This is a genomic window from Ottowia massiliensis (assembly GCF_900240305.1).
GTDB lineage: Bacteria > Pseudomonadota > Gammaproteobacteria > Burkholderiales > Burkholderiaceae_C > Ottowia > Ottowia massiliensis.
Window position 1 is genome coordinate 2,473,013 of the sequence record NZ_LT964854.1, and the last position, 11,948, is coordinate 2,484,960.

Annotated in this window: 13 protein-coding genes; 9 read left to right on the forward strand and 4 right to left on the reverse strand. The window is 66.1% G+C overall.

Going from position 1 to position 11,948, the window contains the following annotated elements:
• Positions 1-207: 207 nt before the first annotated feature.
• Positions 208-732, forward strand: coding sequence for a MotA/TolQ/ExbB proton channel family protein (locus C1720_RS11045; RefSeq protein ID WP_233199950.1), 525 nt, complete (start codon positions 208-210; stop codon positions 730-732).
• The gene (locus C1720_RS11050; protein WP_102284233.1) at positions 729-1,103 is read left to right on the forward strand and encodes a DUF2149 domain-containing protein; all 375 of its coding nucleotides are present in this window, start codon (positions 729-731) and stop codon (positions 1,101-1,103) included. The genes C1720_RS11045 and C1720_RS11050 overlap by 4 nt, the downstream gene beginning before the upstream one ends.
• Before the next feature lie 479 nt (positions 1,104-1,582).
• Here C1720_RS11050 and trmD read toward each other — a convergent pair whose 3' ends face one another.
• The 3 genes from trmD to C1720_RS11065 all read right to left on the reverse strand — a co-directional run bounded on the left by trmD (position 1,583) and on the right by C1720_RS11065 (position 4,256).
• Positions 1,583-2,395: a tRNA (guanosine(37)-N1)-methyltransferase TrmD gene (gene trmD, locus C1720_RS11055; protein ID WP_102284646.1), complete on the reverse strand. Its 813-nt coding sequence runs from the start codon at positions 2,393-2,395 to the stop codon at positions 1,583-1,585.
• A 60-nt stretch (positions 2,396-2,455) separates the two neighbouring features.
• Entirely contained in the window at positions 2,456-3,415 is a 960-nt protein-coding gene (gene hslO, locus C1720_RS11060; protein ID WP_102284234.1) for an Hsp33 family molecular chaperone HslO, read from the reverse strand.
• Between the two features lie 61 nt (positions 3,416-3,476).
• Positions 3,477-4,256 carry a 3-hydroxybutyrate dehydrogenase gene (locus C1720_RS11065; protein WP_102284235.1) on the reverse strand — a complete coding sequence of 260 codons (780 nt, stop codon included), beginning with the start codon at positions 4,254-4,256 and terminating at the stop codon, positions 3,477-3,479.
• Positions 4,257-4,407: 151 nt separating this feature from the next.
• On the opposite strand from C1720_RS11065, the gene pncB reads away from it, so the two are divergent.
• From pncB to C1720_RS11080, 3 genes are all read left to right on the forward strand, one after another.
• Complete coding sequence (gene pncB, locus C1720_RS11070; protein WP_102284236.1) at positions 4,408-5,595, forward strand: nicotinate phosphoribosyltransferase; 1,188 nt, start codon at positions 4,408-4,410, stop codon at positions 5,593-5,595.
• 67 nt (positions 5,596-5,662) lie between these two features.
• Positions 5,663-7,096: a sodium:proton antiporter gene (locus C1720_RS11075; protein WP_102284237.1), complete on the forward strand. Its 1,434-nt coding sequence runs from the start codon at positions 5,663-5,665 to the stop codon at positions 7,094-7,096.
• Positions 7,097-7,187: 91 nt separating this feature from the next.
• Positions 7,188-8,366 (forward strand): pyridoxal phosphate-dependent aminotransferase, encoded by a 1,179-nt coding sequence (locus C1720_RS11080; RefSeq protein WP_102284238.1) that lies wholly within the window; start codon positions 7,188-7,190, stop codon positions 8,364-8,366.
• 327 nt (positions 8,367-8,693) lie between these two features.
• Here C1720_RS11080 and C1720_RS11090 read toward each other — a convergent pair whose 3' ends face one another.
• Positions 8,694-9,146 (reverse strand): universal stress protein, encoded by a 453-nt coding sequence (locus C1720_RS11090; protein ID WP_050716304.1) that lies wholly within the window; start codon positions 9,144-9,146, stop codon positions 8,694-8,696.
• A gap of 93 nt (positions 9,147-9,239) precedes the next feature.
• Between C1720_RS11090 and C1720_RS11095 the strand changes: the two genes are divergently transcribed.
• The 4 genes from C1720_RS11095 to C1720_RS11110 form a co-directional block, all read left to right on the forward strand.
• Positions 9,240-9,794 carry a hypothetical protein gene (locus C1720_RS11095; RefSeq protein ID WP_102284240.1) on the forward strand — a complete coding sequence of 185 codons (555 nt, stop codon included), beginning with the start codon at positions 9,240-9,242 and terminating at the stop codon, positions 9,792-9,794.
• Positions 9,795-9,846: 52 nt separating this feature from the next.
• Positions 9,847-10,818 carry an inositol monophosphatase family protein gene (locus C1720_RS11100; RefSeq protein WP_102284241.1) on the forward strand — a complete coding sequence of 324 codons (972 nt, stop codon included), beginning with the start codon at positions 9,847-9,849 and terminating at the stop codon, positions 10,816-10,818.
• 5 nt (positions 10,819-10,823) lie between these two features.
• Positions 10,824-11,630 carry a tRNA (guanosine(46)-N7)-methyltransferase TrmB gene (gene trmB, locus C1720_RS11105; RefSeq protein WP_439650775.1) on the forward strand — a complete coding sequence of 269 codons (807 nt, stop codon included), beginning with the start codon at positions 10,824-10,826 and terminating at the stop codon, positions 11,628-11,630.
• Positions 11,631-11,640: 10 nt separating this feature from the next.
• Positions 11,641-11,948, forward strand: a 308-nt coding sequence (locus tag C1720_RS11110) for a zinc ribbon domain-containing protein (RefSeq protein ID WP_199170996.1), incomplete at its 3' end; no start/stop codon positions are given.

Consider the following 11,948-nt stretch of genomic DNA (forward strand, 5'->3'; position numbering starts at 1 on the left):
GCAATATGTCCTAGTGGAAACTGCGCAGAAGCCGTTTCCCACCCCTTCAAATCAGCTCTTCTTTTGAAAGCAAACCACGCCGCTAACTTCCCGTCCTGCCCCGCCCTGCCCTGCACGCAACAAACGCCCGGCCTGAACCCGGGCATCCCGCTCATTCCATTCATCAGGGAGCCACTTTTCTCATCCACTCAAAGGAGTAACCCAGCCGTGAACCCCATCGAAACCGCCATGTACGGCGTCAGCCAACTCTTTCTCACCCCCGTGCTCATCCTCGTGGGCGCGCTCTTTGCCTACGCCTTCTTTGCCCTGGGCGCATTCATCTGGCAATCCGTGCAACGCGCCAGCGCCGCCCGCCGTGGCGACACGGCCGGGCACGAGCTGCTGCAAGCCTGGAGCCAGAACCCCGCCCTCACGCAAAGCGAGCTGCAAGCCCTGGCCCTCAAACGCATGGAAGCCGCCCGCATCGCCGCCCGCGTCGCCCCCCTGCTCGGCCTGGTGGCCACCATGATCCCCATGGGGCCTGCCCTGCAAGCCCTGGCCGAAGGCCAGCTCACCGAAATGTCGCGCGGCCTGACCATTGCTTTTTCCGCCGTCATCCTGGCCCTCATTGCCGCCGCCATCACCTACGCCACCGTCCACGTGCGCCGCCGCTGGTACGCGCAAGACCTGCTCGCCATCGAACGCCTGCGCCAGGCCCCGCAACTTGAAGAACCGGCAGGAGCGCAACCATGAGCGCCAGCCGCCCAACCAGCCTGCTGGACGACATCGAAGACGACGACCCCCTGCTGTCCGTCGTCAATCTCATCGACGTCTTTCTCGTCATCATCGCCGCCCTTTTGCTGGCCGTGGCCAGCAGCCCCATCAACCCCTTCACGGCGCAAAGCGTCACCATCATCAAAAACGAAGGCCAGCCCAACATGGAAATCATCATCAAGCAGGGCGAAAAACTGGAGCACTACCAATCCAGCGGCGCCATCGGCGAAGGCCAGGGCACCAAAGCCGGCGTGGCCTACCGCATGAAAGACGGCAGCATGGTCTACGTGCCCGAAACCGGCACAAGCGGCGCGGCCAGCACGAAGCCAGCCAACGCAGCCCGGCCCTGAAAACCTGCCCAAAGCCCGCCCGCAGGCAGATTGCGAACAAACTCGCAAACCCGGATCCGCCGGCGCGCTGATCAGATTTACTGCGCATGGCAATGCGTTTGAACTCCTTGAGCTTGCCCAAGAAGTTTTCAATGAGACCAGAACGAACTTGAGCAGATTGCCTAGCGCATGGCACAAGGCCCGTATCTTGGCTCTCACGCCTCTGCGTGAGTGGCCTATGGCTTGGTTTTGAACCCCCTTGCGCCTTGGCCGTGACGATGCACTTTCACGATCACGGCATCGGCCATGGCGTATTCCATATCTGGCTGGCCGCTGACGGCATCAAAGCGTTTTTGCCAGACAGGCCCTAGGACATCATGCTATGGATAAAGGAGCGCAAATAGCGTTTGCGTCCTGTCTGTCTTGGGCTGTGCCTTGCTCATTTTTCGCTTGTTCCAAGCCCGCAGGCTCACGCGGTGAGGCCGTGCGAGCGGAAACGCTCATGGCTTGTTCAGCGCGGCCAGGGTCTGCTCGTCTTGCGCCGTCAGGCAGCCTGCGGCGCGGGCGGCGGCCAGCAGGTCGGGGCGCTGGCGGGCGGTGAGTTGCAGGCTCTGGGCGCGGCGCCATTGCTCAATGCGGGCGTGGTGGCCGCTGAGCAGCTCGGCAGGCGCGCTTTGGCCTTGCCACACTTCGGGGCGGGTGTAGTGCGGGCAGTCGAGCAGGCCGTCCAGCGCGGGGTTGAAGCTGTCGAGCTGGTGGCTGCCCGCGTCGCCCAGCACGCCCGGTTGCAGGCGGGCCACGGCGTCCAGCAGGGCCAGCGCCGCGATTTCGCCGCCGGAGAGCACGAAGTCGCCCAGGCTGATTTGGTGAGTGACGTGGCGGTCGATAAAGCGCTGGTCAATGCCTTCGTAGCGCCCGCATATGAGGATGGCGCCACGGCTTGCGGCCCAGCTTTGCACGGCGGCGTGGTTCAGGCGCGGGCCTGCGGGGGAAAAGAGCACGACGGGGACTGGGGCGCTTTCTTGTTCAGCGCCCTGCCCTGCCTCGTGCGGCTGGCCGCTTTGCGGCCCGCTTGCCAGCCGGTCGGCCTGCGCGGCGGCCAGGCAGCGCGCCAGCGGCTCGGCCAGCATGACCATGCCGGGGCCGCCGCCAAAGGGGCGGTCGTCCACGCGGCGGTAGCGGCCTTCGGCCCAGTCGCGCGGATTCCAGAGCTTCAGGCGCATCTGGCCGTCCGCCCAGGCGCGGCGCGTGATGCCCGCATGCAAAAAGGGGGCGAAAAGCTCCGGAAAGAGCGTGAGCACGTCAAAGCGCAGGGCCACGGCTTGCTTTTTTTGAGGCGGTTTTTTGGGGGCGGCCCGATGCAGGCTCCGCGCTTATTGCAGGCCCTGCGGCGCTTGCGGCTGCTGGGCGGGCGGAGTGAAAAGGCGGGCCACGTCCACGGCGTCAAAGCGGTACTGCTGGCCGCAGAAGTCGCAGCCCACTTCGATGCGGCCTTGCTCGCGCAGGATGTCTTCGGCCTCATGCCGGCCCAGTCCGGCAATCATGGCGGCCACGCGCTCGCGGCTGCAAGAGCAGGCAAAGCGCGCGGTTTGCGGCTCAAAGCGCAGCACGCGCTCTTGCCAGAACAGGCGGTGCAGGATTTCATCGGCGCTCAAAGAGAGCAATTCCTGGCGTTGCAGGCTTTGCGCCAGCAGGCTGATGCGGCGCCAGTCATCCCCGCCAGCATCGCCCGCATCCTCGCGCGCCACATGGCTTTGCGAGAGGTTGCCCTGGCCTTGCACGGGCAGGCGCTGGATAAGCAGGCCCGCCGCCACGTGTTCATCAGCAGCCAGAACCAGCGTGGTGTCCAGCTGTTCGGACTGGCGCATGTAGTGCGCAAGCGCCGTGGCCACATCGGGCGCGTCTGCCAGCGACACCACGCCCTGGTAGGGCGGCTGGCCGGGCAGGCGGCCGCGCGCGTCCAGCGTGATGGCGCAGCGGCCCTTGCCGTGGGCATTGACCATATCTGCCAGCGTGGCGCCCGGGGGCACTTCGCCCGCCACGGTGGCGGTGGCGCGCAGGCGCAAATCAGACTGCACCTCCGCCACGGCCAGTTTGACGGGGCCGTCGCCCATCATTTGCAGCACCAGCGCGCCGTCAAACTTGATGCCTGCCTGCATCAGCACGGCGGCGGCCGTCATCTCGCCCAGCAGCGCGGCCACGGGCTGCGGCCACGGGCCGGTTTGCGTATTGGCTGCGCGGCGGGCCAGCACTTGCTGCCAGGCGTCCGTCAGGCGCACCAGCTGGCCGCGCACGGGCAGGCCATCGAAGATGAATTTGTGCAGTTCAGACATGGGCGCTCACATGGGGCCGGGGGGCGGCTTTGTCAATGGCGTCAAGGGACAGGCGAGGGGGTTACTGCGCCGTCCAGCCGCCGTCGTTGGACCAGGCGATGCCGCGCATGTTGTCAGCGGCGGGAGAGCACAGAAAAACAGCCATCTGGCCCAGTTGCTGCGGGGTGGTGAATTGCAGGGAAGGCTCTTTTTCGCGCAGCAGGTTTTCCTGCGCCTGCTGCACGCTGATGCCTTGCTGCGAGGCGCGGTCGTCAATCTGCTTTTGCACCAGAGGGGTGAGAACCCAGCCGGGGCAGATGGCGTTGCAGGTGACGCCGGTGGTGGCGTTTTCCAGCGCCACGGCCTTGGTCAGGCCGATGAGGCCGTGCTTGGCGGCCACGTAGGCGCTTTTGCCAGCAGAGGCCGCCAGGCCGTGAGCGGAAGCGACGTTGATGATGCGGCCCCAGTTGCGGCGCAGCATGTGCGGCAGCGCCAGGCGCGTGGTGTGGAAGGCGGAGCTGAGGTTGATGGCGAGGATGGCATCCCACTTTTCGGGCGGAAAGTCCTGCACGCTGGCCACGTGCTGAATGCCGGCGTTATTGACCAGCACGTCCACGCCGCCAAAGCGGCTGGCGGCGAATTCCATCATGGCGGCGATGTCGGCAGGGCGGCTCATGTCGGCGGGGTGGTGCTCCACGCGCGCGCCCAGCGCGGCAATCTGCGCCTTGGCTGCTTCGGCGTCGCCAAAGCCGTTCAGCACGAGGCTGGCGCCCTGGCGCGCCAGTTCAATGGCGATGCCCAGGCCGATGCCGCTGGTGGAGCCGGTGACGAGCGCGGTTTTGCCCTGGAGGGAGAAGGTCATGATGTTTCCTTTCGGGTGATGGCGTGGGAGCCTGTTCAAAGTCTGGCCGCAAAGGGCGAAAGGGCCGATCATGACAGGGCGGCGGCAGGCAGCGCCGTTAAACTCTCGCGCCGTTTTTTCCCCTTGCTTCCCCCCTGCGCGCGGATGGCCCATGATCATTGAAAGCCTGCTCGATACCGATCTGTACAAGTTCACCATGATGCAGGTGGTGCTGCATCAGTTTCCGGGCGCGCAGGTGGAGTACCGCTTCAAGTGCCGCAACCCGGGCATCCGGCTGGCGCCGTATGTGGAGGAGATTCGCGAGGAAATCCGCCATTTGTGTTCGCTGCGTTTCGCGGAGCAGGAGCTGGCCTATCTGCGTTCGCTGCGTTTCATCAAGAGCGACTTTGCCGATTTCCTGGGCATCTTCCGCCTCAACGAAAAGTACGTGACGCTCCAGCCGCTGCCCAATGAGGAAATCAGCATCGTCATCCAGGGGCCGTGGCTGCACACCATCTTGTTCGAGATTCCGCTGCTGGCCATCGTCAATGAGGTGTACTTCCGCAACACGCAGCCGCGCCCCGACCTGGCCGAGGGCGACCGCCGCCTGCACGGCAAGATGGCCCAGCTCAAGGCCGATGGGCTGCAAGAACTCAAGATTGCCGATTACGGCACGCGCCGGCGCTTTTCGCGCGTGTGGCACGAGGGGCTGCTGCGCCAGCTGATGCAGGGGCTGGGCACGGGCGCCAGCGGCCAGCTGGCGGGCACGAGCAATGTGCTGTACGCCATGCGGCTGGGGCTGACGCCGCTGGGCACCATGGCGCACGAATACCTGCAAGCCTGCCAGGCGCTGGGGCCGCGCCTGCGCGACAGCCAGATTTTCGGTTTCGAGAAATGGGCCAAGGAGTACCGGGGCGATCTGGGCATTGCCTTGTCTGACGTGTACGGCATGGCCGCTTTCTTGCGCGACTTCGATCTGTATTTCTGCAAGCTCTTTGACGGCGCGCGCCACGACAGCGGCGATCCCTTTTCCTGGGGTGAGCGCATGCTGGCGCACTACGCGCAGCACCGCATCAATCCGCGCACCAAAACGCTCATCTTCTCTGACGGCCTGACGGTGCCGCGCACCATTGAGCTGTATCAGCGCTTCAAGGGGCGCTGCCAGCTGGCCTTCGGCATCGGCACCAACCTCACCAACGATCTGGGCTACGAGCCGCTGCAAATCGTGATCAAGATGACGCGCTGCAACGGCCAGCCCGTGGCCAAGGTGTCTGACACGCCCGGCAAGGGCATGTGCGATGACGAGAACTATCTGGCCTACCTGCGGCAGGTATTCCAGATTCCGCCGCCCGCCGTCTGAAGCTGACGGCCGTCTTCCGGCCGCCAGCTTTCTTGCCTTTCCCCGTCTTGCGCTCCGAATAAGAACAATGCTCCCGCTCCACGCGTTCCGCCCCTTTGCCTTGCTGACTTTGCTGCTGGCCTGTCCCGCCCTGGCGCGGGCGGCGGGGCCGGACGGCAGCCAGCTGCACCCGCTCTGGGGCGTGCCGTTCGTGGGCGTGCTCGCTTCCATTGCGCTGCTGCCCATGGCCGCGCCGCGCTTTTGGCACCAGCATTTCGGCAAGGTCACGGCGGGCTGGTCCATGCTGTTTTTGCTGCCTTTTGCCGCTGTTTTCGGCGTGCAGGCGGCGCTGCTGGGGCTGGCGCACGCGCTGGTGGCCGAATACATCCCGTTCATCTTGCTGCTGCTGGCGCTGTTCACGGTGGCGGGCGGCATTCACGTGCGCAGCAGCTTGCGCGCCACGCCGCTGGTGAATGCAGGTTTTCTGGCCGTGGGGGCGCTGCTGGCCAGCGTGATGGGCACCACGGGCGCGTCGATGGTGCTGATTCGCCCGCTGCTCAAGGCCAATGAAGGGCGGCGGGCGGTGGCGCACGTGGTCATTTTTTTCATCTTCATCGTCTCCAACGCGGGCGGCGCGCTCACGCCGCTGGGCGATCCGCCGCTGTTTCTGGGCTTTCTGGCGGGCGTGGATTTTTTCTGGACGCTCAAACACCTGTGGCCGCACACGCTGCTGCTGATTGGCGCGCTGCTGGCCCTGTTTTTCGCCATTGACACCTGGCACGCGCGCCGCGAATCGCGCCGGCCCAGGCCGCAGCCCCAGGCCGTTGGCGCCGCGCCCGGCCAGCCGCTGTTGCAATTCGAGGGCAAGGTCAATCTGGCCCTGCTGCCTTTCATTCCCGCGCTGGTGCTGATGAGCGGGGCCTGGCACAGCGGCGTGCAGTGGCAAGTGGCGGGCGCGCACATTTCGCTGCCCGATGTGCTGCGCGATGCGGGGCTGGTGGCCGTCACGGCCCTGTCGCTCTGGCTCACGCCCGCCGCTGCGCACCGGAGCAACCAGTTCACCTGGGAGCCGATGCTGGAAGTGGCCAAGCTCTTTGCGGGCATCTTCATCACCATCGCGCCCGTCATCGCCATGCTGCAAGCGGGCATGCAGGGGCCTTTTGCAGGCATCCTGCACGCCGTCACGCGGCCTGACGGCTCGCCCATTCCCGCCATGTATTTCTGGGCCGCCGGCGCGCTCAGCTCCGTGCTGGACAACGCGCCCACTTACCTGGTCTTTTTCAACACCGCCGGCGGCAGCGCGCCCGCCCTCATGGGGCCGCTGGCCAGCACCCTGGCGGCCATTTCGGCGGGCGCGGTCTTCATGGGGGCCAACACCTACATCGGCAACGCGCCCAATCTCATGGTCAAGTCCATCGCCGAAGAGCGCGGCGTGCGCATGCCCAGCTTCTTTGGCTACATGCTGTGGTCGGTGGGGCTGCTCACGCCCCTGTTCGTGGCGCTGACGCTGCTGTTTTTCTGACAGATGCTACGGAAACCATAGCGGCCCGCGCTGATTCCACTAGGACTTCAGGCCGATTTCATGCCTGAGGCCTGCCAGCCTCCGTTCCACCATGCCTCATACCGCTTCCCCTTTTCCTCCCCTTGAAACGCGCCTGCCCGGCGTGGGCGACAACATCTTCAGCGCCATGTCCGCGCTGGCGGCGCGGCACCAGGCCATCAACCTCGGCCAAGGCTTTCCCGACTTTGCCTGCGACGCCGCGCTGACTGACGCCGTGACCCAGGCCATGCGCGCGGGCCACAACCAGTACGCCCCCATGCCGGGCGTGCCCGCGCTGCGCCAGGCCATTGCCGCGCAGCTTCAGGCCCTTTACGGCCACGCTTACAGCGCCGAGAGCGAAATCACCATCACCGCCGGGGCCACGCAGGCCATCTTCACCGCCATTCTTTGCTGCACGCAGCCGGGCGACGAAGTCATCGTGCTCGAACCCTGCTACGACAGCTACCTGCCCGGCATCCGCCTGGCGGGCGCGGCGGCCGTGCGCGTGCCGCTGGCGCCGGGCAGCTTCCGGCCCGACTTTGACCGCCTGGCCGCCGCCATCACCCCGCGCACGCGCGCGCTCATCATCAACACCCCGCACAACCCTACCGGCACTGTGTGGTCCGCCGCCGACATGCAGCGCCTGCAAGAAATCCTTGCTCCCACGCGCATCGCGCTCATCAGCGACGAGGTTTACGCCCACATGGTCTATGCCCCCCTGCGGCACGAAAGCGCCGCGCGCCTGCCGGGCCTGGCCAGCCGCGCGTTCGTCATTGGCAGCTTTGGCAAAACCTTCCACGTCACGGGCTGGAAAGTGGGCTACGTGGCCGCCCCGGCGGCTCTCACGGCCGAGCTGCGCCGCCTGCACCAGTTCAACGTGTTTTGCGTGAACACGCCCATGCAGCACGGCATTGCCGCCTACATGCAAAACCCCGCGCCCTGGCAGCAGCTGCCCGCCTTTTACGCCGCCAAGCGCGACCGCTTTCGCGCGGGCCTGGCGCAAACGCGCTTTCGCCTGCTGCCCTGCGAGGGCGCCTACTTTCAGTGCGCCGATATTTCAGAGCTTCACGTGCCCGAGCGCGACTTGCCCGAGGCGACGTTTTGCGAATGGCTCACACGCGAAATCGGCGTGGCCGCCATTCCGCTTTCGGCCTTCTACGCCGACGGCCTGGACCAAAAACTCATCCGCTTTTGCTTCGCCAAGAAAGACGAAACCCTGCAAGCCGCGCTACAGCGGTTGGTGCGCCTGTAAGGGCCTGTCACCAAAAAGGAAATTTGCGGCAAACGACCGTCATTTATCCAAGTGACACGACCGTTGAACAGTGGGGTGCAAAAGCACTTTCCGGCAGGTCAGCGTGAAGGCAGGCCCCGGGTGCATAGCGCCCGGAACATGATCAACGCCATCTTTTATGTGCAGGCCACGGGCTGCCAAACCACTGACCGTCGATAGCGCGCACTACCCAAGGACTACCCGCCCTGGTGTCTGCCATGCGAAGCAGGCATGAAAACAGGCCCGCATGCCTTGCCAGAAGCATGCGGGCCTGTGAGGCGGGTGGAAAGGGAAATGATTGGCCCTGGCTTACTGCTGCGCCTGCTTGCCGTGCACGACCAGCACGGGCAAGGTGGCGCCGGAGAGCACGCGCTGGGCCACGCTGCCGAGCACGAGTTTTTCAAGGCCGCGGCGGCCATGCGATCCCATCACAATGAGATCAGCGCCCACGGCTTGCGCGGCCTCCAGAATGCCGCGAGAGGCCGAGTTGGCCTCTACCACGCGCTTGTGCACCTTCACGCCGGCTTCTTCAAGGCGCGCGGCCACGGCATCGACGGCGGCATTGGCCTCAGCGGTGGCGGCGGTCAGGTACTGGTCTTGACCATAGGCAAAATCCGCGCCTACGCCAGTAAAGGGGTAGGGGTCAATCACATAGACCGTCGTGACCTCGCTGCCGAATGCCTTGGCCAGGGCCTGCGCGTTGTCTACGGCGGAAAAGGCCGTGGCGGAACCATCAACGGGCACCAGAATGTGTTTGAACATGACGGACATCTCCTTTCAGGGGTTGGCAACAAAAACCTCTCTCGCAGGCATTGTGCCTGCGCCGCCCATGCGCGTGATTGACGGCTGTCAAAAATGACTGGGGCGCTGTATCGCAGGCGGCAGCTGGCGCGCGCCGTGGCGGGCCTGGCCGCGCTGGGACTGCTGGCTTTTGGCTGGCTTGGCTGGCAGGTGATGTCCGCCCGGCCTGCCGCAGAGCTGGCTGCTGCGCAAGGGTTGCACGTGGCGAATCTGGCGCCTGGCCGCTATCGCTGGGCCGAGGCGCCCGCACTGCCAAGGGGCGCGCAACTGCCGGAGGGCGCAAGCTTGCACGTTTTGCTGCTGCGTTTGCCAGATGGGGCGCTGCACGCCTTTTACGCCACGGCGGTGGAGGGCCGCCCTGCCCTGCCTGCGGGCGGCGGGCATTTGGGCGCGGCGGGGCTGCCGTGTGCGGATTTCGCGCCCGATTTCGCCCGGCAGGACATTGCCTGCCGCCAGGCTGCGCCCAGGTTTGAATTCGCGCTGCGCCACCGCTGGTCGCTCACGGGGCAGCCGCTGACGCCCAATACGCCGCCTTTGCCCGTGGCCGCAGGGCACGAAACGGGCGGGCAATGGCTGCCTGATCTGGCTGCGCAGGCAGCGCTGCCATGAGAAAATCAGCCGCTTTTGCCAGCGCCAGCGTTTTTCCGCGTTTCTTTTCCTTATGTCGTTTTCCCTGCACCCCATGCTCAATGTCGCCATCAAGGCCGCCCGCGCCGCTGGCTCCATCATCAACCGCGCGGCGCTGGATGTGGAGGCGGTGCGCGTGTCGCAAAAGCAGGTGAATGATTTCGTGACGGAGGTGGATTACGCGAGCGAAAACGCCATCATTGAAACGCTGCTTTCGGCTTATCCGCAACACGGCATTTTGGCGGAAGAGTCGGGCCAGGAGCGGGGCAACCGCCAGTCGGATCACGTCTGGATCATTGACCCGCTGGACGGCACCACCAATTTCATTCACGGCTTTCCCGTTTATTGCGTGAGCATCGCGCTGAGCGTGCGCGGGCGCGTGGAACAGGCCGTGGTGTACGACCCTTCGCGCAATGACCTGTTCATGGCCTCGCACGGGCGCGGCGCGTATCTGAACAACCGCCGCATCCGCGTGAGCCGCCGCACGCAGCTGGGCGACTGCCTGGTCGCCACGGGCTTTCCCTTCCGCAAGGGTGATGACTTTCAGGGCTACCTGCAAATCATGGCCGAGATGATGAAACGCACCGCCGGCTTGCGCCGCCCCGGCGCAGCCGCGCTGGACCTGGCCTACGTGGCCGCTGGTTTTTCCGACGGCTTTTTTGAGACTGGCCTGCAAGCCTGGGACACCGCAGCCGGTGCGCTGCTGGTCACGGAGGCGGGCGGCCTGGTGGGCAACTTCACGGGCGAGGCCGACTTCATCACGCCGCGCGAATGCCTGGCCGGCAATCCGCGCGTCTATGCCCAGCTGGTGAACGTGCTGCGCCCCTACTCGCGCGCGCAGCCGCCCGCGCCCGCCCGCAAGCGGCCCAGGGCCAAGCCGCAAGAGGCCGCCAGCGCGCCTTCCGCCACGCCCGCCATCACGCCTGAAACCGCACTGGCCCACGCGCTGGGCGGCACCCCGCCAGCCAGCGGCGCAGCAGCTCCCACGGAACACGACACGCCGTGACCGCTCTGCCCGAAACCCATGCCGCCGCTGCGCCTGGCGCGCTTGATGAGGCTGGCGCGCCCGTCAGCGCGGCGCGCCCTCGCGCCATCCGCAGCTTCGTCACCCGCGCGGGCCGCGTCACCACCGGGCAGGCCCGCGCCTTGGCCGAGCTGGGGCCGCGCTATGTGCTGCCCTTCGATCCGGCCACTACGGATCTGATAGCAAGCTTTTCAGCCTGCGCCAGCGCAAACGGCCAAAAACGCTATGAAAAAACCGTGCTTGAAATCGGCTTCGGCATGGGCCAGGCCACGGCGCACATCGCCCGTCTCATGCCAGAGGCGCTGTTCATCGGCTGCGAGGTGCATGCGCCCGGCGTGGGCGCGCTGCTCAAGCTCATGGGCGAGCAAGGGCTGGACAACATCCGCATCCTCCAGCACGACGCGGTGCAGGTGCTCGAAAGCATGATCGCCCCCGGCAGCCTGCACGGCATCCACATCTTCTTTCCCGATCCCTGGCACAAAAAGCGCCACAACAAGCGCCGCCTCATCCAGCCCGCCTTCGCGCATGAGCTGGCCCTGCGCCTGGCCCCCGGCGGCTACCTGCACTGCGCCACCGATTGGCAGCCCTACGCCGAGCAAATGCTGCAAGTGCTCAGCGCCGAAGCCCTGCTGCAAAACACGGCCAGCGGCTACGCCCCCCGGCCCGCCTACCGCCCCTTGACCAAGTTCGAGCAGCGCGGCCTGCGCCTGGGCCACGGCGTGTGGGATCTGGTCTTCACGCGCGCCGCTGAACCGTCCGCCGTCTCTTGCCCTTCGCCATGCCCCCTGCCATGACGGCCTTGCCATGAGCACCATCTTCTGCCCCAACTGCGGCGCTCCCAACCGCGAAACCGCCAAATACTGCGGCAAATGCGCCGGGCTGCTCGCCCCGCTTTCGCCCGCAACCATGGTCATGGACTACGAGCCAGAGCGCAAACGCAGGCGCAGGCGCCGCAGCGGCAGCAGGCGCGCCGCCCGGCCCGCCAAGCGTTCGCCCTGGCCCTTCGTGCTCATCGTGTGCCTGGCTTTGGGCGCAGGCTTGGCCAGCGCATGGATCACGCAGCAGTACGCCGCCCGCAACGCGGCGCCCGCCCCTGCCCTGCAAGCCGCCGC